Here is a 23,287-nt window from a genome sequence, read left to right on the forward strand (position 1 = left end):
CGTCAGGCTTCCTCTTGTAATAACAGACTATTGAGTTCTTCCAGGACACGCGTCGGCGTGATGTCAATCAGGCTCTGATGATACCCTTCCGCAGCATCCCCTTTGCGCACCTTGTGATAACCCGTAATCAGACGGATAACCCGCGCTTTATGCGAAAGTGGGGGAGTAAAGTCCGGGCTGCTGGGGCCGTACAGCGCGACCAGCGGACGGTTCAGCGCAGCGGCGACATGCATTAAACCAGAGTCATTCGTGACAACGGCTTTGCAGGCAGATAGAAGGATAACAGCTTGTTCCAGCTGCGTTTCTCCCGCCAGATTGCGGCACCAGGCCTGCTGCTCAGTATTCAGTGTAGCCAGAATTTCATTTCCGGCGTCATGATCTTTTGCTGAGCCAAACAAGACGATCTGGTGGCCTTCATCGATGAGCTGCTTTGCCAGTTCCGCATAGTGATAATGCGGCCAGCGTTTCGCCGGGCCAAATTCCGCGCCGGGGCAAAAACCGATCATCGGACGTTCAGCGGAAAGAGAAAATTCGTTGCAGATGAGGGACTTTTCGCCCTCGCTCACCTGTAGCTGCGGCCATAACAGAGGCTGCGGCAGATCCTGGGCAGTACGCATAACGCCTTTGTCGTAGGCCAGTGCCACATAGCGTTCCACCATTAATGGCCAGGCCTCTTTATCTAACACGCGCGCGTCGTTGAGCAGGCCGTAGCGCATCTCGCCGCGCCAGCCGGTGCGATGCGGAATGCCGGCAAAGAAAGGAACGAGTGCGGATTTAAACGAATTCGGCAGAACATAGGCGCGGTCATAGCGCTTTTCACGCAGACGATGACCGAGCTTGCGCCGCTCGCCAATTTCCAGCGCCCCGTGGCCAAGCGGCATGGGGATCGCGTCGTTGACCTCCGGCATACGCGACAATAACGGGCGGCACCACGCGGGCGCCATCACGTCGATTATCGCCTGGGGATAGCGCGCCTTGAGCGTGCGATAGAGACTTTGCGACATCATCATGTCGCCTACCCAGGACGGACCAATCACCAGTATTTTCATGTTTCTTCTTACGCGTCGCGATTCAGCCAGGCCATATACTCCGTTACGCCTTCGGCAACGGTCTTGAACGGTTTGTCATAGCCTGCGGCGCGCAGATTGGTCAGATCCGCCTGCGTGAACGCCTGGTAACGGCCTTTCAGTTTTTCTGGGAACGGAATGTACTCAAGGTCGCTTTTCTTGTGATAAGCCAGCGCGGCATCCGCCACGGCCTGGAAGGATTCCGCGCGCCCGGTGCCCAGGTTAAAGATGCCGGACACGCCGTTTTCCCAGAACCACAGGTTTACATCAGCCACGTCGCCGACGTAGACAAAATCGCGTTTGAAGTTTTCGCTGCCTTCAAATAGTTTCGGCGTTTCACCGTTGTTGAGCTGAGTATTCAGATGGAAAGCGACGCTCGCCATGCTGCCTTTATGGCCTTCACGCGGTCCGTAAACGTTGAAATAGCGGAAACCTACAATCTGCGAGCTGGCTTCAGGCAGGATCTGGCGTACATACTCGTCGAACAGGAACTTAGAGTAGCCGTAAACGTTCAGCGGTTTCTCATATTCCCGAGACTCAATGAAGTCAGAGGTGCGACCGCCGTAAGTTGCCGCAGAGGAGGCATACAGGAACGGAATGTCACGTTCCAGGCAGTAGTGCAGCAGCTCTTTGGAGTATTGATAGTTGTTGTCCATCATATACTTGCCGTCCCACTCGGTGGTGGAAGAGCAGGCGCCTTCGTGGAAAACCGCTTCGATATCGCCGAACTCTTCTCCGGCCATAATCTGGATCAGGAAGTCTTCCTTATCCATATAGTCAGCAATATTCAGGTCCACCAGGTTGACGAACTTGGTGCCGTCTTTCAGGTTGTCCACCACCAGGATATCGGTGATGCCTTTATCATTCAGGGACTTAACGATGTTGCTGCCGATAAAGCCCGCGCCGCCGGTAACGATGATCATAACTGTAACCTTCGAATTATGGAGTCAGAGACAATCTCAGACACGAATACTTCTTATCATATCACTACACGGCCCAGGCTTCAGCCATTCACCGATAAGCTGTGCGGGTACGCGTGATTTATGCTGCATTTTCAAGAAGTGATGATGCGTCATCTCGTATCAATGTATAGCTTTGGGTAATATGTGCTGAAATTTGCCCAGTCTGGAGAATCGCAATGCGTGGGGATTTTTATAAGCAGTTAACCAACGATCTGGAAACCGCCCGTGCGGAAGGATTGTTTAAAGAAGAGCGCATTATCACGTCTGCGCAGCAGGCGGACATCACCGTGGCAGACGGAAGCCACGTCATCAACTTTTGCGCCAACAACTACCTGGGGCTGGCTAACCATCCCGAACTGATTGCGGCAGCAAAAGCGGGAATGGATTCTCACGGGTTTGGCATGGCTTCAGTGCGCTTTATCTGCGGCACTCAGGACAGCCATAAACAGCTGGAGCAAAAACTGGCGGACTTCCTCGGTATGGAAGACGCTATTCTGTACTCTTCCTGCTTCGACGCCAACGGCGGCTTGTTCGAAACCCTGCTGGGCGCAGAAGATGCGATTATCTCGGATGCGTTAAACCACGCCTCGATTATTGATGGCGTTCGCCTGTGTAAAGCGAAGCGTTTTCGCTATGCCAACAACGATATGCAGGAACTGGAAGCGCGTCTGAAAGAGGCCCGTGAAGCTGGCGCTCGTCATGTGCTGATCGCCACCGACGGCGTGTTCTCGATGGACGGCGTTATCGCCAACCTGAAAGGCGTCTGTGACCTGGCAGACATTTACGGCGCGCTGGTGATGGTTGATGACTCCCATGCTGTCGGTTTTGTCGGGGAGAACGGTCGCGGTTCTCACGAATACTGTGACGTAATGGGACGCGTGGACATCATTACCGGTACGTTAGGCAAAGCGCTGGGTGGGGCATCTGGCGGTTATACGGCGGCGCGTAAAGAGGTGGTAGAGTGGCTGCGTCAGCGTTCCCGTCCGTATCTGTTTTCTAACTCCCTGGCGCCTGCCATTGTTGCGGCCTCCCTTAAAGTGCTGGAGATGGTTGAGGCGGGGAGCGAGCTGCGCGATCGCCTGTGGGCGAATGCGCGTCAGTTCCGTGAGCAAATGTCCGCTGCGGGCTTCACGCTGGCTGGCGCCGATCACGCTATTATTCCAGTGATGCTGGGTGATGCGGTAGTTGCGCAGCAATTTGCCCGAGAACTGCAAAAAGAGGGGATTTACGTGACCGGATTCTTCTATCCGGTTGTTCCGAAAGGTCAGGCGCGTATTCGTACCCAGATGTCTGCGGCGCATACCCCTGAGCAAATCACGCGTGCGGTTGAGGCGTTCACACGTATTGGTAAACAACTGGGCGTTATTGCCTGAGGATGTGAGATGAAAGCGTTATCCAAACTGAAAGCGGAAGAGGGCATCTGGATGACTGACGTTCCGGTACCGGAAGTCGGGCATAACGATCTGCTGATTAAAATCCGTAAAACAGCCATCTGCGGCACTGACGTTCACATCTATAACTGGGATGAATGGTCGCAAAAAACCATCCCGGTTCCGATGGTGGTAGGGCATGAATATGTCGGCGAGGTGGTCGGTATCGGTCAGGAAGTTAAAGGCTTCAGGATTGGCGATCGCGTTTCCGGCGAAGGCCATATTACCTGCGGCCATTGTCGTAACTGTCGCGGTGGCCGTACGCATTTGTGCCGCAATACTCTGGGTGTCGGTGTTAACCGTCCCGGTTGTTTTGCGGAATATCTGGTACTTCCGGCGTTTAACGCCTTTAAGATCCCGGATAACATCTCCGATGATTTAGCCTCTATCTTCGACCCCTTCGGCAATGCCGTACACACGGCGCTGTCGTTCGATCTGGTCGGTGAAGATGTGCTGGTTTCCGGTGCCGGCCCGATCGGCATCATGGCGGCGGCGGTAGCGAAACATGTGGGCGCGCGTCATGTCGTGATCACGGATGTGAATGAGTACCGTCTGGAACTGGCGCGTAAAATGGGCATCATCCACACGGTGAATGTCGCGAAAGAGAATCTGACCGACGTGATGGCTAATCTGGGCATGACCGAAGGGTTTGACGTCGGCCTGGAGATGTCCGGTGCGCCGCCTGCGTTTCGCGCCATGCTGGATACCATGAACCACGGCGGTCGTATCGCGATGCTGGGGATTCCACCTTCAGATATGTCTATCGACTGGACGAAGGTGATCTTCAAGGGGCTGTTTATTAAAGGTATTTACGGTCGTGAGATGTTTGAAACCTGGTATAAGATGGCGGCGCTGATTCAGTCTGGCTTGGATCTGTCTCCGATCATCACCCACCGTTTCTCCATCGATGAGTTCCAGAAAGGCTTTGATGCGATGCGTTCAGGCCAGTCAGGAAAAGTGATTCTGAGCTGGGACTGATAGCATCCTGCTGGCGGCCAGGTTTTCCCGAACCTGGCCGTAAAATGGCGTTTTTATTTTCCGCGCATCTTGCGGGATAAGCGTCTGAATTTCTCTTTAAGCTGAATAAGTTTATAAACCAGACCCTGACCTTCAATATTCATATGGTATTTATTTTGTAATACTAAAATATCATTTGCCTGGCAAATTTTCAGACTTCCTTTGCAGGATAAGTCGATGATGCGCAATTCCCCGGAAGGTGTGCGGATAAAGTTTCCGGCATGAATATCATTGGAGGCCAGACCTGCCCGGTGCAGTTGCTGAATACACGCCTTAATATCTTCTTTATTGCTTTCATTAATATCATTTAATGGCTCCCCTTCAATATATTCATGAAGGGTATACACATCATAGCACTGGCGAAAACGTGTTTTCTCGGCCACACAGTAGAGATCGGCGGTACAGGCACGCACTTGTGGCGCCAGGCTGTCCAGTTTTTGGATCAGCCGAGAATAAAAAGGCCCGGAGAGAAAATTCTGAATCTTTTTCTCAAATCGTGGGTCTATTTCGCGATCGTTTTTGATGATGAACTTCCGTGACCGGTATTCAACAAGTTCTACGCTGCGGAATTCGTTGCCGCTGTTCAGCGGTTTGCCACTGATTTCGTTATTCATATACTTATCCATCAGGGACTTAAGGTCTTTATTTTCCTCTTTGTAATAGACCGTATAGCCCTTTTCATGTGTCTTACTGATGGTCATCACTTCCCTCAAGATAAGTATTCTAAATACGTATAATACGAAGGCGTAGTATACATGGTGAGGCTTCTCATCTGTAGGGTGTTTTGTGCGCCTTAACCATCATCTCCACTGGACTTAATAATTTCTTAATGAAAGCACGGTAGAAAGGGCCAATGTATTAAAGACTGACGGGCCATTCTATGAAAAGCAGCACAAGTACACTGAGTGTTATTATTCCGTTATACAATGCGGGTAATAGCTTCCAGGCATGCATGGAATCTTTGATTGCACAAACATGGAATGCGCTGGAGATCATCATTGTTAACGACGGGTCTACCGACAACTCCGTTGATATCGCAAGGCATTTTGCCGATACCTATTCACATGTTCACCTGTTGCATCAGGATAATGCAGGCGCGTCCGTGGCCCGCAACCGGGGGTTGGCCGCGGCGACCGGCGACTACGTTGCTTTTGTCGATGCCGATGATTTGGTGTATCCGAACATGTATGAAACGCTGATGACCATGGCGCTACAGGATGACCTGGATGTGGCGCAGTGTAATGCAGACTGGTGCATTCTTGAGACGGGGCATACCTGGCCATCCATCCCCACGGATCGCATTCGGTCGACAGGGGTATTAACCGGCCCGGACTGGCTGCGTATGGGGCTGGCTTCACGCCGCTGGACGCATGTTGTCTGGATGGGCGTTTATCGGCGCGCCCTTATTGAAAAACACGCGATTAGCTTTGTTCCAGGATTACATCATCAGGATATTCTGTGGACCACGGAAGTGATGTTCAATGCCACGCGCGTACGCTATACCGAACAGGCGTTGTATAAGTATTTTCTTCACGATCAGTCTGTTAGCCGCCTGAAACGACAAGGTGAGCGTAATCTGCATTACCAGCGACACTACATTAAAATCACGCGTTTATTAGAAAAGTTGAATAGTGATTATGCGGATCGCATTCCCGTCTATCCTGAATTTAAGCAACAAATTACCTGGGAAGCGCTGCGGGTGTGTCATGCGGTGCGTAAGGAGCAGGACACGCTTATTCGCCAGCGGATGATCGCCGAAATATTTGCCTCTGGCATGTATAAGCGCATGATGCTTAACATACGAAGCGCGAAGGCGGCTTATCAGGCGCTGTTGTGGTCGGGTCGGTTATACCGGTGGCGTGATAAAACGGCCTCGCACCACCGCGTTGCCCGTAAAGCGATTAATCCGCGTTAGCGTTCTGGGGGGCAGCGATCTTGCCCCAGCCTTGCCACTGATGCCGGAAGTAGTTCACCATCGTGCTCTGCGTAATGCTTTCGCTTAACACGCTAAAGAACCGGCTGGCGTAGACAGGTTCTAACGGTTTCTTCGATTTACACACCTTCACGCCGCGGAACGGATTTCGCGGCGAATCCGGCGTACCGTTTTTCGGCGGCGTCAGATTTGGCGTAGAGGTATCTGTCTGCGGCTCGTTGAGCAGGCTGCTCGGACGCACCAGCGTAATATCCGCAGGCAGGTTATAGACCATCTGCTGAAGGACTCGCACCGTTGATGGATGCGGGTGCCCAATCGCGATAGCGGACCCGTTGCGACGGGCTAACTCAATGGCGCGATTAAACTGGCGACGAATATCCGCTTCGTTCTGCGTATCATCAAGGAACACTTTGCGCTTAATCACCTTCACGCCCGTCCCGGAGGCGGCACGCATCGCCTGACTGTTGCCAATGGTCATGCTGTCGAGGAAGTAAAGATTATAACGCTCCAGCGCCTGCATCACTTTTTGCATGCCAAACAGGCTGGAGGTCATCGCGCTGCCCATGTGGTTGTTGAGACCCACGGCATACGGCACCTTATTCACCGCATCGCGAATAATGCGTTCAATTTCGTCGCTGCTCATCTCCGGGCGCAGCGTATCTTTCTCCAGCGGCTGCTTGCTCAGCGGCGCCATCGGCAGATGGATCAGCACCTCATGCCCGCTGTTGTGCGCTTTGGTTGCCATTTCACGGGCATGTGGGGCATTGGGCAGGACGGCAACGGAGAGGGCGGACGGCATCGCCAGCACCTGATTTTCATTGTGCGGACGATAACCAAAATCGTCGATTACGATGGCGAGTTTGCCAGCAAAAACAGGGGAGGCGAATGCCAGCAGGCTGGCGAGTGAGAGTATTGTGCGACGAAAGTGAGGCAAAACTTATCTTCCCAACCACGGCTGTGGATTGACGGCCTGACCCTGGCGACGAATTTCGAAATAGAGTGACGGTCGGCCCTGACCGCCGCTGCTGCCTACAAGCGCAATAGGCTGGCCTGCGCGAACCTGTGTGCCAACGCTGACCAGTGCGCTCTGGTTATACCCGTAAAGGCTCATATCGCCTTTACCGTGTTCCACGACGACGACCAGACCGTAGCCCTGCAACCAGTCCGCCAGAATCACCCTACCGTCCGCAATTGCTTTGACTTCAGTACCTTCAGACGCACCGATAACCATCCCTTTCCAACGTAGCTCACCTTGCAGCTGTTCGCCATAACGATGCAGCGTTGGGCCGCGAACAGGCCAGAATGCCTGGCCGCGCGGTGAACCCAGACCGCCGGTACGGGACATCAACGATTTTTCGCTTTCGGTTGGTTTGTAGGTTGTGCCTTTGCGGGTGGCTTCCTGCTGACGATTGCGCACCGCCTGCGCTTCGCGGGCTTCTCGCTCCGCCCGGGCTTTGGCGGCCGCCTCTGCGCGCGCGATGCTGTTGCGCAGGCGGGATTCGTTCGCTCGCAATTCACTTAACTGCTGTTGCCCCTGCTGGATTGACGACTCAAGACCGGCGATCGTTTTCTGACGCTCATTACGCGCCTGCTCCAGCTTCGCCTGTTGGGCGCGTTGTTCATACAGCAGCGTCTGTTGCTGGCTCTGTTTCTCTTCCAGCGCCGCTTTCTGAGACGCCACCTCTTCACGCGTCTGTTTCAGTTCGGCAATGGTGTCCTGGCGCGCCTGGTTCAGATAACCGAAATAGGCCTGTAAACGCTGCCCGCGCTGGCTCTCTTCACCGCTAAGAATGAGCTGAATCCCCGTATGCTCGCCCTGGCGAAACGCTGCATCCAGCTGCGCGGCAAGGCTGCGTTCCTGAATGGCTTTTTGTTGTTCCAGCTTCGCGATAGACGCGTTCATTGCGTCGATCTGCTTATTCAACTGGGCAAGGGTATTCTGGGTTTCACGCAGTTTACGCGCGGCGGCGGAGATGGCCTCTTCCTGCGTTTTGAGCTGTGCGAGCAAACTGGAGCGTTGCTGCTGTTGCTGGCGTACGGCGCGCTCTTTGGCGGCGATATCCGCCTGGATGGATTTGAGCTGATCGCGGTCATCCGCATGGGCGGAAAAGGCGCACAACAATACGCCAGCGCTCAACACGCTGGCGTAAATCATGGGCCTGACTGAAAACCTGCGTGGTTTCACGGCCCGTGTAATGGAATTAAACGCCTTTCCCCTCATGGGGAAGGATTATTCCACGATGAACAGCGGCTTACCAGTCATCTCTTTCGGGATTTCCATACCCATCAGCGTCAACATCGTCGGTGCGATATCAGAAAGTTTGCCGCCTTCGACCGCTTTTACGCTTTTCGCGCCGACATAAATCAGCGGAACCGGCAGGTTGGTATGCGCGGTGTGCGCCTGACCAGTGGATGGATCGCGCATCTGCTCGGCGTTGCCGTGGTCTGCGGTGATCAGCAGTTGGCCGCCAACGGACTCAACCGCTTTAGCAACCTGCTCAACACAGTGATCCAGCGCTTCAACCGCTTTAACCGCCGCTTCCATCACGCCAGTGTGACCGACCATATCACCGTTCGGGTAGTTACAGATGATGGTGTCATACTTGCCGCTCCCGATAGCCGCAACCAGTTTTTCGGTCAGTTCTGCGGAACTCATTTCCGGCTGTAGATCGTAGGTCGCCACTTTAGGCGAGTTGATCAGGATGCGTTCTTCGCCTGCAAACGGTTCTTCTACGCCGCCGTTGAAGAAGAAGGTGACGTGGGCGTATTTTTCCGTTTCGGAAATGCGCAGTTGGGTTTTGTCGTTCTTCGCCATCCACTCGCCGAAGGTGTTTGCCAGCGATGCCGGTGGGTAAGCCACGGCGGTTTTGATATCAGCGGCGTACTCGGTCAGCATGACGAAGTTCAGATTAACCACTTTCTTACGGGCGAAGCCGTCGAAATCAGCATTCACGAACGCGCGGGTAATTTCGCGGGCGCGGTCAGCACGGAAGTTCATGAAAATCAGCGTGTCGCCGTCTTCCATCGCGGCATCGGCCTGACCTTCCGCACGAATGACAGTCGCTTTCACAAATTCGTCGTTTTCGTCACGCGCGTAAGCGGCCAGCAGGCCAGCAACGGCGGTATCGGCCTGGAACTCACCCTGCGCCAGCGTCATCAGGTCATAGGCCTGCTCAACGCGATCCCAGCGGTTGTCGCGGTCCATTGCATAGTAACGACCAATAATGGACGCTACGCGGCCTTTGCCCAGCGCGGCAAACTTGTCTTCGAATTTTTTCAGCGAGGATTCCGCGCTGCGTGGCGGGGTATCGCGGCCATCAAGGAAGGCGTGCAGATAAATTTTCTCTGCGCCGCGTTCTGCGGCCAGTTCGACCATCGCCATGATGTGATCTTCGTGGCTGTGCACGCCGCCCGCAGACAGCAGGCCCATAATGTGCACGGCTTTACCGGTATTTTTCGCCTGATCGACCGCCGCCGTCAGTACCGGGTTAGCGAAGAAGGTACGTTCTTTAATTTCAACATCCAGGCGCGTCAGATCCTGATACACGATACGGCCCGCGCCCAGGTTAACGTGACCCACTTCGGAGTTGCCCATCTGACGGTCCGGCAGACCCACTTCCAGACCGGAAGCGTCGATCAGGGTATGCGGACGTTTTGCCCACAGAGCATCCATTACCGGGGTTTTGGCATTCAAAATGGCGTTATCCTGGCTGTCTTCACGGTAGCCATAGCCATCCAGAATCACCAGTACCATAGGTTTTTTAGAAACCGACATTGCGACAACCTCACACTCAATAGACAAAATAATTGCGTAATTTTACTACAGCTGAATCGATAAAATAGCCTCAGAAGATCAAAGAATGGGGCAGAGAGCGAGCCGGGGACGGCGCGGATCGACGTTTTTTTTCCGTAGCGCCCCGCAAAAATGCAATCCATTGCACGCTCTGGCTGTATTTGCGCCAACGCGCAGGTATACTCCTTTCCTGGTTTTTTAATCACTGAGTCGGGAGTTGTTACCCCCCATGCAAGAAATTATGCAATTTGTTGGCCGCCATCCCATACTGAGTATCGCCTGGATTGCGCTACTGGTGGCGGTGTTGTTCACCACTTTCAAAGGCCTGATGTCTAAAGTTAAGGTTATTACTCGCGGCGAAGCGACGCGTCTTATCAACAAAGAAGACGCCGTTGTGGTGGATTTACGTCAGCGTGACGACTTCCGCAAAGGCCATATCGCGGGCGCGACTAACCTGCTGCCGAGCGAAATCAAGGCCAACAACGTTGGCGAGCTTGAAAAGCACAAAGATAAGCCTCTGATCGTGGTTGATGGTTCCGGTATGCAGTGTCAGGAATCCGCAAACGCACTGATCAAAGCGGGCTTTGAGAAAGTTTTTGTGCTGAAAGAAGGCGTTGCGGGCTGGAGCGGTGAGAACCTGCCATTAGTGCGCGGGAAATAACGCGTTACTCAACACGGGAGATAAGTCATGGCCAACATCGAGATCTACACCAAAGCAACCTGCCCGTTTTGCCATCGTGCAAAAGCGCTGTTGAGCAGTAAGGGTGTGAGTTTCCAGGAACTTCCGATTGACGGCGATGCCGTAAAACGTGAAGAGATGATCAAGCGTAGTGGCCGCACGACGGTTCCGCAGATTTTTATTGATGCACAGCACATTGGCGGCTGTGACGACTTGTATGCGTTGGATGCACGTGGTGGACTGGATCCCCTGCTGCGTTAAAACATGCCGCAAGTATTTTAAGGACAACACTAAAGGGTTTTCTACACATGTCAGAACAAAATAACACCGAAATGGCTTTCCAGATCCAACGTATCTACACCAAGGATGTGTCTTTCGAAGCGCCAAATGCGCCGCATGTTTTCCAGAAAGATTGGCAGCCAGAGGTTAAACTTGATCTTGATACGGCGTCTACTCAACTGGCAGATGACGTATACGAAGTGGTACTGCGTGTTACCGTAACGGCTTCCCTGGGCGAAGAAACCGCTTTCCTGTGCGAAGTTCAGCAGGGCGGCATTTTCTCCATCAGTGGTATTGAAGGAACTCAGATGGCGCATTGCCTGGGTGCATACTGCCCGAACATTCTGTTCCCGTATGCCCGCGAATGCATCACCAGCCTGGTTTCACGCGGCACGTTCCCGCAACTGAATCTTGCGCCGGTTAACTTCGATGCGCTGTTCATGAACTATTTACAGCAGCAAGCTGGCGAAGGTACTGAAGAACATCAGGATGCCTGATGAACCAAAGTAATGCTTCAATGACTGTGATCGGTGCTGGCTCGTACGGCACCGCTCTTGCCATCACCCTGGCGAGAAACGGCCACCAGGTTGTCCTGTGGGGCCACGATCCTAAACATGTCGCGACCCTTGAGCGAGACCGCTGCAACGTCGCGTTCCTCCCTGATGTGCCTTTTCCCGATACGCTACGCCTTGAAAGCGACTTAGCCACCGCGCTGGCGGCCAGCCGTAACATTCTGGTGGTGGTGCCAAGCCATGTCTTTGGCGAGGTGCTGCGACAGATTAAACCGCTGATGCGTCCTGATGCGCGCCTGGTCTGGGCGACCAAAGGTCTGGAAGCGGAAACGGGGCGCCTGTTGCAGGATGTCGCCCGTGAAGCGCTGGGCGATGACATCCCGCTGGCGGTGATATCCGGCCCGACGTTCGCTAAAGAACTGGCGGCGGGTTTGCCGACGGCAATTTCTCTGGCGTCGACGGACGAAACCTTCGCGGATGATTTGCAGGAACTTTTGCACTGCGGTAAGAGTTTTCGCGTCTACAGCAACCCCGATTTCATCGGCGTGCAGCTGGGCGGTGCGGTGAAAAACGTGATTGCGATTGGCGCAGGCATGTCTGACGGCATCGGTTTTGGCGCAAACGCACGTACCGCGCTGATCACGCGTGGGCTGACGGAGATGTCGCGTCTTGGCGCGGCGCTGGGGGCCGATCCGACTACCTTTATGGGAATGGCGGGTCTGGGCGACCTGGTTCTGACCTGTACCGACAACCAGTCGCGTAACCGTCGTTTTGGCATGATGCTCGGTCAGGGCATGGATGTTCAGAGTGCGCAGGACGAAATTGGTCAGGTGGTTGAAGGCTACCGTAATACAAAAGAAGTTCGTGAGTTGGCGCACCGTTTTGGTGTCGAAATGCCAATAACCGAGGAAATTTATCAAGTATTGTATTGCGGAAAAAACGCGCGCGAGGCAGCATTGACGTTATTAGGTCGTGCACGCAAGGACGAGCGTAGTCGCCACTAGCCGTAAGGATCTGTTTTATTAAATGACCCGGCCCGCGAAGAACGGGCCGGTCGTTAGCCTGATACCTGGAGTCAGCAATGTCATGTGAAGAACTGGATATCGTCTGGAACAATATTAAAGCCGAAGCCCGGGCTCTGGCGGACTGTGAGCCGATGCTGGCCAGTTTCTACCACGCGACGCTACTCAAGCATGAAAACCTGGGCAGTGCGCTGAGCTATATGCTGGCGAACAAACTCGCGTCTCCGATTATGCCTGCCATCGCCATCCGTGAAGTGGTGGAAGAGGCCTACGCCGCCGACCCGGAAATGATCGCCTCTGCTGCCTGTGATATTCAGGCGGTACGCACCCGCGACCCGGCGGTAGACAAATACTCGACGCCGCTTCTGTATCTGAAAGGCTTCCATGCTCTCCAGGCCTACCGTATCGGCCACTGGTTATGGAATGAAGGCCGCCGCGCGCTGGCGATATTCCTGCAAAATCAGGTTTCTGTCACCTTCCAGGTCGATATTCACCCGGCGGCGAAAATTGGACGCGGCATTATGCTCGATCACGCGACGGGGATTGTGGTCGGTGAAACGGCGGTAATCGAAAACGATGTCTCGATCCTGCAATCGGTCACGCTTGGCGGGACCGGGAAAACCAGCGGCGATCGTCATCCCAAAATTCGTGAAGGCGTGATGATTGGCGCCGGGGCGAAGATCCTTGGCAATATCGAAGTGGGGCGCGGCGCGAAGATTGGCGCGGGATCCGTGGTCTTGCAGCCTGTACCGCCACACACCACCGCAGCGGGCGTTCCGGCGCGGATTGTCGGCAAGCCCGACAGCGATAAGCCGTCAATGGATATGGATCAGCATTTTAACGGGATTCACCATACGTTCGAATACGGCGACGGCATCTGACTTTATGCCCGGTAGCGCTGTGCTTACCGGGCCTACCAGATCCGTAGGTCGGATAGGGCGTCAGCCGCCATCCGACAAAAATCAACTACGCAATACCGCGCCAGGATACCCCAACTGGCGCCATGCCTCATACACCACGACCGACACCGCGTTCGACAGGTTCATGCTGCGGCTGTCCGGCATCATTGGAATACGAATTTTTTGTTCTGCGGGCAGCGCGTCGAGAATGGTCGCCGGTAAACCGCGCGTTTCCGGGCCAAACATCAGGTAGTCCCCATCCTGATAGCTCACCGCGCTATGGGCAGGGGTGCCTTTGGTGGTCAGAGCAAACAGACGCAGTGGGTTTTCGGCGGCGACAAAGGCGGCGTAATCGTGATGGCGCTGTACGGCGGCAAACTCGTGATAGTCCAGCCCCGCGCGGCGCAGACGTTTATCATCCCATGTGAAGCCCATCGGCTCGATAATATGCAGACGAAAACCGGTATTGGCGCAAAGACGAATAATATTGCCGGTGTTTGGTGGGATTTCTGGTTCGAATAATACGATATTCAACATGCTTAACTGCCCCCTTAAGTGCGGGGGGCAGAATAGCAGAAAATACGTTCACCCTCACCCTGTAGTAGGCCTGATAAGCGTAGCGCCATCAGGCTCCCTGATGCACATTACATTGTCGGATGGCGGCTGACGCCTTATCCAGCCTACGCCGCATCACCCTGCGATAGTGGCGCCAGCGCAGCCGGAACAGACTTACCGAGTTCCTGCACCAGCGAATCACGGCTGATCTCGCTGATTGATTTTGCGCCGGTCAGCGTCATGGCGACCTTCATCTCTTTTTCGATCAGATCCAGCAGGTTCGCCACGCCAGCCTGACCCGCCGTCGCCAGCGCGTACAGATACGCACGGCCAAGCAGTACGCTATCGGCTCCAAGCGCAATCATGCGTACCACGTCCAGACCATTACGAATTCCGCTGTCCGCCAGAATGGCGATATCGCCTTTCACCGCGTCGGCAATGGCGGGCAGGGCGCGGGCGGAGGAGAGTACGCCGTCGAGCTGGCGGCCGCCGTGGTTAGAGACCACGATGCCGTCAGCGCCAAAGCGTACCGCGTCGCGGGCGTCTTCGGGATCGAGGATCCCTTTGATCACCATTGGGCCGTCCCAGAATTCACGGATCCACTCCAGGTCTTTCCAGGAAATCGACGGATCGAAGTTGTTCGCCAGCCAGCCGATGTAATCTTCCAGCCCGGTCGGTTTGCCGAGGTAGGCAGAGATATTGCCCAGATCGTGCGGACGACCGTTCAGGCCGACATCCCAGGCCCATTGCGGATGGGTCGCAGCCTGCCAGTAGCGGCGCAGGGCGGCATTCGGGCCGCTCATCCCGGAGTGGGCGTCACGGTAACGCGCGCCAGGCGTTGGCATATCGACGGTAAAGACCAGCGTGGAGCAGCCCGCCGCTTTGGCGCGCTCCAGCGCGTTACGCATAAAACCGCGATCGCGCAGGACGTACAGCTGGAACCACATCGGGCGTTTAATCGTCGGCGCGACTTCCTCGATGGGGCAGACAGAAACGGTGGAGAGGGTAAACGGAATCCCTTTCGCATCGGCGGCGGCGGCGGCCTGAACTTCACCGCGACGCGCATACATTCCGCACAGGCCAACCGGAGCCAGTGCAACCGGCATCGACAGCTTTTCGTTAAACAGGGTGGTTTCCAGGCTCAGGTCGGACATATTCTTCAGCACGCGCTGGCGGAGCGCCACCTCTGACAAGTCTTCCACGTTACGACGCAGGGTATATTCCGCATAGGCGCCGCCGTCGATGTAGTGGAACAAGAAAGGGGGCAGAATGCGTTGGGCTGCGGCGCGATAATCGCTGGCTGCTGAAATGATCATGCTTTGTTCTCCCTGGAAATCTCATTATGGTCACCGGGCAGGCGGGTAATACGCGCCTGGCGGGCCTGGTCTTCATCAAATCGTTTAATGGTGGTGTGGACGAAACTGAGGTGCGCCATCATGGCTTTACGTGCGCCGTCGGCATCACCGGCCAGAATGGCGTCCATCACCGCCTGATGTTGTTCCGTCAGTTTTGAAAACACCGGCGGAACGAGATACATACGCTGGCGGCTCTGCTTCACGGATGATTGCAGGACATCAAAGAAGCCGCGCATGGTCTGCAACAGCACGACGTTGTGCGAGGCCTCCGCAATCGCGAGATGGAAGCGAACATCCGCCTGGGAGGCGAGGTCCGGGTCTTCACTGAGCGTGGCGTCGAAGCAGAGCTTAATTTTCTCTTTATCAGCGGGCGTGGCGCGCATCGCGGCGTGCCAGGCGGTGCTGGCTTCAATGGCGTGGCGGGCTTCCAGAATGTCGAAGCTGTAGTCCGGGTCGTTCGCCATCAGCGTTTTCAACGGCTGAACGATATTCTGTTCGGACCAGGTTTCATGCTGCCAGCGAACGAACGTTCCACCGCCCCGGCGGCTTATCAGCACGCCTTCACTGACCAGTTTCGCCAGCGCCTCGCGCAGAGAATTGCGCGACACGCCCAGTTGTACGGCCAGCTGGCGCTCGGCGGGCAACTTCATACCCGCCTCCAGCTGTTGTTCTTCAATCAGCGCCCGCACACGAGAGGCAACCTCGTCTGACAGGCGTTTTGGCATCACAATCACGGAATCATCCAGGTTAAGACATAGGCCTGAAGTGTGGTAATCACACCCACCATGCAGGTGAAAATCAGGCTGTGTTTAACGGTAAAGCGGAACAGGTCGGACTCTTTCCCTACCAGACCCACTGCCGCACAGGCAATGGCGATAGACTGCGGAGAGATCATCTTACCGGTTACGCCGCCGGTGGTATTCGCCGCCACCATCAGCACGTCAGAGACGCCGATTTGCTGGGCGGCCGTCGCCTGCAGGGCGGCAAACAGCGCGTTTGATGAGGTATCAGACCCCGTCAGGAATACGCCCAGCCAGCCAAGGAACGGCGAGAAGAAGGTAAAGGCGCTGCCCGTATGCGCCAGCGCTAACGCCAGCGTAGAGGAGAGCCCGGAGTAGTTAGAGATAAACGCGAATGCCAGTACCATCCCGATGGAGTAAATCGGCAGCGCTAACTCTTTCAGCGTGCTGCCAAATGTCTGGATTGCGGCAGACGGTTTCATTTTCAGCCAGACGACGGACAGCAGCGCAGCGAACAGAATGGCCGTACCGGTAGCGGAGAACCAGTCGAACTTATAGACCGCAGCGTAGGCGGTTGCTTCATGCACCACCGGCGGCATACGGGCAACCAGCTTATCGAGATGCGGAACCGGAATATTAATCACCCAGTCGTACAGCGCGCCGCCTGGGGCAAACATCGCTTTAAACGGCGGGACGCTCCAGAGGGTAACGGTCGCTGTCAGGAACAGGAACGGCGACCATGCGCGAACGATTTGACCAACCGTGTAATGGGTGCGGTCCAGCGTCTGATCGACCTGTGAAGCGCCCATATCGCCAAAGCGGAAAATACGTACCGGCTGCCAGCGTTTCAGGAACAGCGTCAGACAGACCAGCGAGACCAGCGACGAGATGATGTCCGGCAGTTCCGGGCCGATAAAGTTAGAGCTGAGGTACTGGGCGATAGCAAATGAACCACCCGCCACCATCACCGCAGGCCAGGTCTCTTTCACGCCGCGCCAGCCGTCCATAATCGCCATAATCCAGAACAGTACGATAATGGTCAGGAACGGCAGTTGACGGCCGACCATCTGGCCGATCTCAAAGCTGTCCAGCCCGGTGACCTGACCGGCCACCAGAATCGGAATCCCCATCGCGCCAAACGCGACTGGCGCGGTGTTGACGATCAGGCACAAACCCGCCGCATACAGCGGATTAAAGCCCAGGCCGACTAGCAGAGCCGCAGTAATCGCTACTGGCGCGCCAAAGCCCGCTGCCCCTTCAAGGAATGCCCCGAAGGAAAAGCCGACGATCAGCATTTGCAGACGCTGGTCAGGGGTAATCGACAATATTGATGACCGGATGATGTCGAATTGCCCGGTTCTGACAGAGATTTTATAGACAAAGACGGCGGCGATAATGATCCAGGCAATCGGCCACAGACCATAGAAGAAGCCATACACCACCGCAGCCAGAGCGTTATCCACCGGCATTTTGTAAAACAGCAGCGCGACAGCCAGCGCGATTGCGACCGTCCAGGAGGCGGCGATGTAGCCTTTCAGCTTGAGCTTAATCAGCGCGAAGAAAAAGAACAGGATCGGAAGCGATGCGATCAGGCTGGAAATCCAGATGTTACCGGCCGGATCGTAGTTTTGTTGCCAGAGATTCATTGCAGGTCTCCTGAGGGTCACACGCATAATGCAATGAGTCTTTTGCTCATCTCTTTGTCACATTATGTGTAAAAGTGGCCCTGCCAATATTGGGATGTAGGGGTAATGACAATGAATGGTTAATCAAATGTTGCTTATTGGCAACGCTAGTGTAGGTGAATTTTAATGAACTGTGAACCAGTGATCGGATTAAGGGATAATTGGTTGGGCCAATTGAGGGAGGGGAGGGAAAAGGCGAGCCGGGCAAGCGTGTGCGTACCCGGCAGAAGGTTAAAACTCGGTTTTTGCGAAACCGGTCATCTCTTTCAGACCCATTTCACGGCCTAATGCCGTCATTGGGTGGACGACAACCAGACCGCGCACGCTTTTCTTCAGCTTGCCCATATCGGCCTGTTCTTTTTTAGTAATCGCGCGGCGAAACGGCAGGTTCATCAGCTTTTGCGCTTCTTTACTCAGCTTCTGGCTGTGAACGTCACGCAGGCGCACGATCTCGGCTTCCAGCGTGGCTTTCTCTTTTTCCAGCTCGGCATATTTGTCAGCGGCATCGACAAGGGATAGCGAGGCCTGCTGGTGGCGGATGGCGTCCAGGCGATCGCTCAGACGTTTAATTTCGTTTTTTTCGACTTCTTTCATGGGATAGCTTCTGATGGAACCAGGATGAATTTTCTATAGTATGCGCGCAGAGCGGGATTATTCACAACTAATGGGATAAAAATAATCAAATAAGGCAAGTATTATAATGCTAATTGATTGTGTAACGTCTTGATTTAATACTTATTTAATAAACAAAACGTGATGTTAACGGTTTCTGTATGGTGGTTTGCGATTAAGCACGTTTTCCTCAATAGAAAACCCTGTCTGAGCCTAAACTAAAATTAGCGGCCGCGCATTCCCCGACGCGGAGAATACATGGAGATATCATCATGGTTAAAATAGGTGACAACGTTCCGCTTCTTATTGATAAGGCTGTAGATTTTATGGCTTCGAGTCAGGCATTTCGGGAGTATCTGAATAAAACGCCGCCGCGCGATATGGTTCCTGATGAGGTGCCGAAGGCAAATGCGCAGATGTACCTGCAACGTCTGGAATATTATCGCCAGCTCTATCAGCCGCAGCCGGAAGAAAAACAGTAAGTGGTTGACGGTCTATTTTTGAAAGGCTTTTTTTAAGCTGATTTTAGAAATCAGCTCGGTCAGGGAAAGCACCATCGTTGAGCGTACCGCTTGCTGGTAGCGCTGAATTTGCATGGCGTATAAACCCGGGTCAGAGGTCTCAAAATGCGGCGGCGGCGGTAACGCCGTCACGCAGTGTAGTTCGCCAAACGGCCCGAGAATTTCGTCGTCGGTGAACGCATATTCATTACCGTCGTGATTCAGTTCTTCACGCAGCGCCATCAGCAGTTCCGCATCTTCGTATTCAGGGCGACTGAGTACCCCCAGACCGTAGATCAGTTTCAGACGTACCGAGAGATCGCCCAGCGGTCCATCGCCGTCGAGCAACGGTTCCACTGCGTATTTCACCGCATAATCGTCTTTGCGAAACACCTGAAGTACCAGAATATTCACCGCCTCGGTGAGTAACTCTACGGCGGTGATGAGGAAACTTCGTACGGTTTTGCCAGCATTCAGACGCTCAAGCACGCGGTTTTCAAAGGCCTGGGTTTGTTCCATTATTGCCTGCATATCTGACAATCTGTCATTCGGGCGCAGGATGACCTGCGCCGTATTTTGCCTCATTTGGTCGCGTTGTATGCGTTAACCGCCTCCGCTACCACTTCGCTGTTTACATCCAGCCCGGAAATTTGCGCCAGCGCTTCCTGCGGCCCTTTCTCTGCGATCAGCGCAGCCAGTTCCTGGGCCTGCGGATCGTCTTCGCTGGTAAAGTGCATCGCGGCAGCGATACCGTTGACCAGGTTAACGTGCGGCAGGCCGTATTCCAGCGTGCCCAGTAGCGGTTTGATCAGACGGTCGCCCGCACTCAGTTTACGCAGCGGCTGGCGGCCAACGCGCTCAACGTCATCTTTCAGATACGGGTTTTCAAAACGACCGAGGATTTTCTGAATGTATGCCGCATGTTTGTCGGCATCAAAACCGTAGCGTTTGATCAGCACCGCGCCGCTCTCTTCCATCGCCCCTTTTACCACAGCGCGGATTTTCTCATCGAGAATCGCGTCACGGATGGTCTGATGACCGGTTAATTTTCCGAGGTACGCGGTTATAGCATGCCCGGTGTTCAGCGTGAAGAGTTTACGTTCGACAAATGCCATCAGGTTATCGGTTAATTCCATACCTGGAATATCTGGCAGCGCGCCTTTGAACTGCGTTTTATCGACAATCCACTCGCTGAAGGTTTCCACGGTGACTTCCAGCGGGTCGTTCGTGGCGGAGGCAGAAGGTGGCACGATACGGTCGACGGCGGAATCGACAAAACCGACATGCTGTTCAACCCAGGCTTTGTCTTCATCCGCCAGGGCGTTCATCACATGACCTTTCAATTGCGTGGTGCCGCGCACCATGTTTTCGCAGGCAATGATGTTAAGCGGCGCTTCAATCCCCTGCGTTTTACGTTTAACCAGGCCTTTGGCGATGGCCGGAGCAATGCGTTCCAGTACCACCGGCCCAACGGCGGTGGTGACCAAATCGACCTGCGCAATCAGCTCAACCACGTCATCGCTGATGCTGCTCACGGCATTAACGCCGGAAACCGTATCAACCTGCTCATTTTCACCCACCACATGAACCTGATAGCTATGACGGGCATTCAGGGCGTCGAGCACGACCTGGTTTACATCCGCGAACGTCAGTTGTATCCCCGCGTCAGCCAGCAGTTTGCCGATAAATCCACGACCGATATTACCTGCGCCAAAATGTAATGCTTTCATAGTGTTAACCTTCATTAATGTTTTTACCCGAGAGGGCTGGGGTGAGGGACCGCATGGCTTCCCCCCTCACCCAAACCCTCTCCCTTGCGGGAGAGGAAACCGTACACCGCAGGCCCGGTAGCAGCGCCACCGGACATGATGCCGGATGGCGGCGTAAACGCCTTATCCGGCCTACGGGAACTGCACATCGTAGGCCCGGTAAGCGCGAGCGCCACCGGGCAACGGACTTACTTACGACCGGCCAGCAGTTCCAGCACTTCATCCACGCTGGTGGTATGCGCCAGACGCTCGATCACGGACTCATCATCCAGCGCGTTAGTCAGGCTGGTGATGACCTGGATGTGCTCGTTGTTACGCGCCGCGATACCAATGACCAGGCGGGCGATATCGTCTTCTTCTTCACCGAAGCGAACGCCTTCCGGGTACTGGCAGAACACCACACCGGTTTTCAGCACGCGGTCTTTGGCTTCCACGGTGCCGTGCGGTACGGCGATAGACTCACCCAGATAAGTCGGGGTCAGTTTTTCACGTTCCAGCATGGCGTCGATGTATTCTGGCTCAACATAACCGCCTTTCACCAGTTGCTCGCCCGCAAAGCGAATGGCTTCTTCTTTAGTGGCGGCTTTACGACCCAGGAAGATGTTTTCTGCGCCCAGCTTGAACAGGTTGTTATCCCCTTCATCAAAGCTGTCTTTCAGATGATCGCGTACTTTCTCTTCGTTGGTGTTGTGGCGCTGCGCGGCAACCAGACGTTCGGTCAGGCTGGTGTACAGTCCGCTATCCAGGAAGTTGGTCAGCGAAATGTGCTGCGCTTGCGGAACCTGGCGCATGGCGCGCTCGGTCAGGTCACGGTGAGTGATGACCAGGTCGACATCCGGCGGCAGGTTGTTGATCGCGCTGTTGGTGACGGAAATCTGGCTCAGACCCGCATCCTGAACTTTTTTACGCAGTACGCCCGCACCCATTGCGCTGGAACCCATACCGGCATCACAGGCAACGATGATTTTACGTACATGGCTCAGGTCGTTGGTCACATCGCCAGCGGACAGCGCGGATGCGCCTTTAGATTCCGCTTTCATGTCCTGCACGCGACGGGTTGCCGCGTCGATATCATCATCTTCTTTCACTTTGCTGGTTTTCAGCAGAATGGAGGCAATGATGAAGGAGACCGCCATAGCAGCGATAATCGCCGTGATGTTAGCGAAGTAGGCGCCTTTTGGCGTCATCGCCAGTACCGCCAGGATAGAACCCGGAGACGCCGGAGAAACCAGACCGCCGTTCAGGATGGTCAGCGTAAACACGCCAGTCATACCGCCGAGGATAACGGCCAGGATCAGACGCGGGTTCATCAGCACGTACGGGAAGTAAATTTCGTGGATACCGCCCAGGAAGTGGATGATTGCCGCACCGCCAGCAGACTGTTTTGCGCTTCCGCGACCGAAGAACATGTACGCCATCAGGATACCCATACCCGGGCCTGGGTTAGCTTCGATCAGGAAGAAGATGGATTTACCCAGCTCATGGGACTGCTGAATACCCAGCGGCGAGAAGATACCGTGGTTGATCGCGTTGTTGAGGAACAGGATTTTCGCCGGTTCAACGAAGATAGACGCCAGCGGCAGCATATCATGGACAACCATGAAGTTAACGCCGGCTGCCAGCAGTTTGGACAGGACTTCAACCGCCGGGCCAATGCCGAGGAACGCCAGAATCGCGAGGATCATCCCGATGATGCCAGCGGAGAAGTTATTCACCAGCATTTCGAAACCGGATTTGATCTTACCGTCTACCCAGCTATCGAATTTCTTGATGCAGTAGCCGCCCAGCGGGCCTGCGATCATTGAGCCGAGGAACATCGGCATGTCCGCACCGACGATAACGCCCATCGTGGTGATAGCACCGACCACGCCGCCGCGCTCGCCGCCTACCAGCTTACCACCGGTATAACCGATCAGCAGCGGCAGGAGGTAGGTGATCATCGGACCAACGAGCTTTGCCAGCGTTTCGTTAGGCAACCACCCTGTTGGAATAAATAATGCGGTGATAATACCCCACGCGATAAACGCGCCGATATTTGGCATCACCATATTGCTGAGGAAACGACCAAAGCTTTGCACCTTGATCTTAATATCGGATGACATAAAAACACCCCTTCTTATGTTTGCTGTCGCGCAGGCTCGAAGCCCGAGGTTTGTTAATGTAGCGGCAGAGGTAGCCGGACCCTGTAGATAGTGCGAAATCTGGCACTGAATCGTTCAACTGTCCAGTTGCTGGCTTGTTGTGTGATTTAGATCACATGAATATAGGGTAGATGGTGGTTATTGATGTGATATTGATCACAAAACAGCTGTGTAAAAAAACAACAAACCCGGAATCACCGATGGAAATAGCGTTTAAATGTGAACTGTTTCACATTTTTGATTTGAGGGTTTGTTGAATTTTTGTGATCTAAATCACAAGATATTTTCATCCGAAACCTGTGTGGTGTGATCTTAAGCAGATTCCGCCTCATGCTTC

General features: G+C 54.5%; 23 protein-coding genes. 9 read left to right on the plus strand and 14 right to left on the minus strand.

What is annotated here, in order from left to right; all coding sequences use genetic code 11:
- Nucleotides 1–2: 2 nt before the first annotated feature.
- Both rfaF and rfaD read right to left on the minus strand, forming a co-directional pair.
- A complete protein-coding gene (rfaF, locus tag OGV67_RS00690) occupies nt 3–1,049 on the minus strand; it encodes an ADP-heptose--LPS heptosyltransferase RfaF (protein ID WP_058668282.1) in 1,047 nt (348 codons plus the stop codon).
- An 8-nt stretch (nt 1,050–1,057) separates the two neighbouring features.
- Nucleotides 1,058–1,990 (minus strand): ADP-glyceromanno-heptose 6-epimerase, encoded by a 933-nt coding sequence (gene rfaD / locus OGV67_RS00695; RefSeq protein ID WP_012135758.1) that lies wholly within the window; start codon nt 1,988–1,990, stop codon nt 1,058–1,060.
- Nucleotides 1,991–2,205: 215 nt separating this feature from the next.
- On the opposite strand from rfaD, the gene kbl reads away from it, so the two are divergent.
- Together kbl and tdh are read left to right on the plus strand one after the other, a co-directional pair.
- Nucleotides 2,206–3,402 (plus strand): glycine C-acetyltransferase, encoded by a 1,197-nt coding sequence (gene kbl, locus OGV67_RS00700; protein WP_012135757.1) that lies wholly within the window; start codon nt 2,206–2,208, stop codon nt 3,400–3,402.
- 9 nt (nt 3,403–3,411) lie between these two features.
- Nucleotides 3,412–4,437, plus strand: a complete 1,026-nt coding sequence (gene tdh / locus OGV67_RS00705; RefSeq protein ID WP_012135756.1) for an L-threonine 3-dehydrogenase — start codon at nt 3,412–3,414, stop codon at nt 4,435–4,437.
- A gap of 53 nt (nt 4,438–4,490) precedes the next feature.
- Here the strand turns inward: tdh and rfaY are convergent, their stop codons facing one another.
- On the minus strand, nt 4,491–5,177 hold the full coding sequence (gene rfaY / locus OGV67_RS00710; RefSeq protein WP_115180970.1) for a lipopolysaccharide core heptose(II) kinase RfaY: 687 nt from the start codon (nt 5,175–5,177) through the stop codon (nt 4,491–4,493).
- A gap of 179 nt (nt 5,178–5,356) precedes the next feature.
- Here rfaY and OGV67_RS00715 point away from each other — a divergent pair, with 179 nt between their 5' ends.
- A complete protein-coding gene (locus OGV67_RS00715; protein WP_115614304.1) occupies nt 5,357–6,391 on the plus strand; it encodes a glycosyltransferase in 1,035 nt (344 codons plus the stop codon).
- Here OGV67_RS00715 and OGV67_RS00720 read toward each other — a convergent pair.
- From OGV67_RS00720 to gpmM, 3 genes are read right to left on the minus strand one after another with little or no spacing between them, the layout of a single operon-like run.
- Nucleotides 6,378–7,343 (minus strand): divergent polysaccharide deacetylase family protein, encoded by a 966-nt coding sequence (locus OGV67_RS00720; protein ID WP_024131060.1) that lies wholly within the window; start codon nt 7,341–7,343, stop codon nt 6,378–6,380. The two genes, OGV67_RS00715 and OGV67_RS00720, sit on opposite strands and share 14 nt — an antisense overlap.
- A 3-nt stretch (nt 7,344–7,346) precedes the next feature.
- Nucleotides 7,347–8,606 carry a murein hydrolase activator EnvC gene (gene envC, locus OGV67_RS00725; protein WP_230012564.1) on the minus strand — a complete coding sequence of 420 codons (1,260 nt, stop codon included), beginning with the start codon at nt 8,604–8,606 and terminating at the stop codon, nt 7,347–7,349.
- A 33-nt stretch (nt 8,607–8,639) separates the two neighbouring features.
- Entirely contained in the window at nt 8,640–10,184 is a 1,545-nt protein-coding gene (gene gpmM, locus OGV67_RS00730) for a 2,3-bisphosphoglycerate-independent phosphoglycerate mutase (RefSeq protein WP_024131059.1), read from the minus strand.
- 247 nt (nt 10,185–10,431) lie between these two features.
- On the opposite strand from gpmM, the gene OGV67_RS00735 reads away from it, so the two are divergent.
- From OGV67_RS00735 to cysE, 5 genes are all read left to right on the plus strand, one after another.
- Complete coding sequence (locus OGV67_RS00735; RefSeq protein WP_012135748.1) at nt 10,432–10,863, plus strand: rhodanese-like domain-containing protein; 432 nt, start codon at nt 10,432–10,434, stop codon at nt 10,861–10,863.
- Between the two features lie 27 nt (nt 10,864–10,890).
- Nucleotides 10,891–11,142, plus strand: a complete 252-nt coding sequence (gene grxC / locus OGV67_RS00740) for a glutaredoxin 3 (protein WP_047358806.1) — start codon at nt 10,891–10,893, stop codon at nt 11,140–11,142.
- Between the two features lie 47 nt (nt 11,143–11,189).
- Nucleotides 11,190–11,657 carry a protein-export chaperone SecB gene (gene secB, locus OGV67_RS00745; protein ID WP_003024155.1) on the plus strand — a complete coding sequence of 156 codons (468 nt, stop codon included), beginning with the start codon at nt 11,190–11,192 and terminating at the stop codon, nt 11,655–11,657.
- Nucleotides 11,657–12,676, plus strand: a complete 1,020-nt coding sequence (gene gpsA, locus OGV67_RS00750; protein WP_115614305.1) for an NAD(P)H-dependent glycerol-3-phosphate dehydrogenase — start codon at nt 11,657–11,659, stop codon at nt 12,674–12,676. The genes secB and gpsA overlap by 1 nt, the downstream gene beginning before the upstream one ends.
- Nucleotides 12,677–12,753: 77 nt before the next feature.
- On the plus strand, nt 12,754–13,575 hold the full coding sequence (cysE, locus tag OGV67_RS00755) for a serine O-acetyltransferase (protein WP_012135745.1): 822 nt from the start codon (nt 12,754–12,756) through the stop codon (nt 13,573–13,575).
- 81 nt (nt 13,576–13,656) lie between these two features.
- Here cysE and trmL read toward each other — a convergent pair whose 3' ends face one another.
- From trmL to OGV67_RS00780, 5 genes are all read right to left on the minus strand, one after another.
- On the minus strand, nt 13,657–14,130 hold the full coding sequence (gene trmL / locus OGV67_RS00760; protein ID WP_115614306.1) for a tRNA (uridine(34)/cytosine(34)/5-carboxymethylaminomethyluridine(34)-2'-O)-methyltransferase TrmL: 474 nt from the start codon (nt 14,128–14,130) through the stop codon (nt 13,657–13,659).
- Between the two features lie 143 nt (nt 14,131–14,273).
- Entirely contained in the window at nt 14,274–15,464 is a 1,191-nt protein-coding gene (gene lldD, locus OGV67_RS00765) for a quinone-dependent L-lactate dehydrogenase (RefSeq protein ID WP_047460285.1), read from the minus strand.
- A complete protein-coding gene (gene lldR / locus OGV67_RS00770) occupies nt 15,461–16,237 on the minus strand; it encodes a transcriptional regulator LldR (protein ID WP_115614307.1) in 777 nt (258 codons plus the stop codon). Before lldR ends, lldD begins: the two co-directional genes overlap by 4 nt.
- On the minus strand, nt 16,234–17,889 hold the full coding sequence (gene lldP / locus OGV67_RS00775) for an L-lactate permease (protein ID WP_047460287.1): 1,656 nt from the start codon (nt 17,887–17,889) through the stop codon (nt 16,234–16,236). The genes lldR and lldP overlap by 4 nt, the downstream gene beginning before the upstream one ends.
- A gap of 270 nt (nt 17,890–18,159) precedes the next feature.
- The gene (locus tag OGV67_RS00780) at nt 18,160–18,522 is read right to left on the minus strand and encodes a YibL family ribosome-associated protein (RefSeq protein WP_012135739.1); all 363 of its coding nucleotides are present in this window, start codon (nt 18,520–18,522) and stop codon (nt 18,160–18,162) included.
- Between the two features lie 290 nt (nt 18,523–18,812).
- Between OGV67_RS00780 and OGV67_RS00785 the strand changes: the two genes are divergently transcribed.
- Entirely contained in the window at nt 18,813–19,022 is a 210-nt protein-coding gene (locus OGV67_RS00785; protein WP_012135738.1) for a hypothetical protein, read from the plus strand.
- Between the two features lie 12 nt (nt 19,023–19,034).
- Here the strand turns inward: OGV67_RS00785 and mtlR are convergent, their stop codons facing one another.
- From mtlR to mtlA, 3 genes are all read right to left on the minus strand, one after another.
- On the minus strand, nt 19,035–19,625 hold the full coding sequence (gene mtlR / locus OGV67_RS00790; RefSeq protein WP_012135737.1) for a mannitol operon repressor MtlR: 591 nt from the start codon (nt 19,623–19,625) through the stop codon (nt 19,035–19,037).
- Nucleotides 19,622–20,770 (minus strand): mannitol-1-phosphate 5-dehydrogenase, encoded by a 1,149-nt coding sequence (gene mtlD, locus OGV67_RS00795; RefSeq protein ID WP_104868029.1) that lies wholly within the window; start codon nt 20,768–20,770, stop codon nt 19,622–19,624. The genes mtlR and mtlD overlap by 4 nt, the downstream gene beginning before the upstream one ends.
- 227 nt (nt 20,771–20,997) lie before the next feature.
- On the minus strand, nt 20,998–22,911 hold the full coding sequence (mtlA, locus tag OGV67_RS00800) for a PTS mannitol transporter subunit IICBA (RefSeq protein WP_012135735.1): 1,914 nt from the start codon (nt 22,909–22,911) through the stop codon (nt 20,998–21,000).
- Nucleotides 22,912–23,287 lie beyond the last annotated feature (376 nt).

Origin of the sequence: Citrobacter sp. CK188, from assembly GCF_030333525.1 — a bacterium.
Lineage (GTDB): Bacteria > Pseudomonadota > Gammaproteobacteria > Enterobacterales > Enterobacteriaceae > Citrobacter_B > Citrobacter_B koseri.

Coding starts and splice junctions, on each gene's coding strand:
- rfaF (WP_058668282.1), bottom strand. CDS start 1,049: ATGAAAATACTGGTGATTGGTCCGTCCTGGGTAGGCGACATGATGATG.
- rfaD (WP_012135758.1), bottom strand. CDS start 1,990: ATGATCATCGTTACCGGCGGCGCGGGCTTTATCGGCAGCAACATCGTT.
- kbl (WP_012135757.1), top strand. CDS start 2,206: ATGCGTGGGGATTTTTATAAGCAGTTAACCAACGATCTGGAAACCGCC.
- tdh (WP_012135756.1), top strand. CDS start 3,412: ATGAAAGCGTTATCCAAACTGAAAGCGGAAGAGGGCATCTGGATGACT.
- rfaY (WP_115180970.1), bottom strand. CDS start 5,177: ATGACCATCAGTAAGACACATGAAAAGGGCTATACGGTCTATTACAAA.
- OGV67_RS00715 (WP_115614304.1), top strand. CDS start 5,357: ATGAAAAGCAGCACAAGTACACTGAGTGTTATTATTCCGTTATACAAT.
- gpmM (WP_024131059.1), bottom strand. CDS start 10,184: ATGTCGGTTTCTAAAAAACCTATGGTACTGGTGATTCTGGATGGCTAT.
- OGV67_RS00735 (WP_012135748.1), top strand. CDS start 10,432: ATGCAAGAAATTATGCAATTTGTTGGCCGCCATCCCATACTGAGTATC.
- grxC (WP_047358806.1), top strand. CDS start 10,891: ATGGCCAACATCGAGATCTACACCAAAGCAACCTGCCCGTTTTGCCAT.
- secB (WP_003024155.1), top strand. CDS start 11,190: ATGTCAGAACAAAATAACACCGAAATGGCTTTCCAGATCCAACGTATC.
- gpsA (WP_115614305.1), top strand. CDS start 11,657: ATGAACCAAAGTAATGCTTCAATGACTGTGATCGGTGCTGGCTCGTAC.
- cysE (WP_012135745.1), top strand. CDS start 12,754: ATGTCATGTGAAGAACTGGATATCGTCTGGAACAATATTAAAGCCGAA.
- trmL (WP_115614306.1), bottom strand. CDS start 14,130: ATGTTGAATATCGTATTATTCGAACCAGAAATCCCACCAAACACCGGC.
- lldD (WP_047460285.1), bottom strand. CDS start 15,464: ATGATCATTTCAGCAGCCAGCGATTATCGCGCCGCAGCCCAACGCATT.
- lldP (WP_047460287.1), bottom strand. CDS start 17,889: ATGAATCTCTGGCAACAAAACTACGATCCGGCCGGTAACATCTGGATT.
- OGV67_RS00780 (WP_012135739.1), bottom strand. CDS start 18,522: ATGAAAGAAGTCGAAAAAAACGAAATTAAACGTCTGAGCGATCGCCTG.
- OGV67_RS00785 (WP_012135738.1), top strand. CDS start 18,813: ATGGTTAAAATAGGTGACAACGTTCCGCTTCTTATTGATAAGGCTGTA.
- mtlR (WP_012135737.1), bottom strand. CDS start 19,625: ATGAGGCAAAATACGGCGCAGGTCATCCTGCGCCCGAATGACAGATTG.
- mtlD (WP_104868029.1), bottom strand. CDS start 20,770: ATGAAAGCATTACATTTTGGCGCAGGTAATATCGGTCGTGGATTTATC.
- mtlA (WP_012135735.1), bottom strand. CDS start 22,911: ATGTCATCCGATATTAAGATCAAGGTGCAAAGCTTTGGTCGTTTCCTC.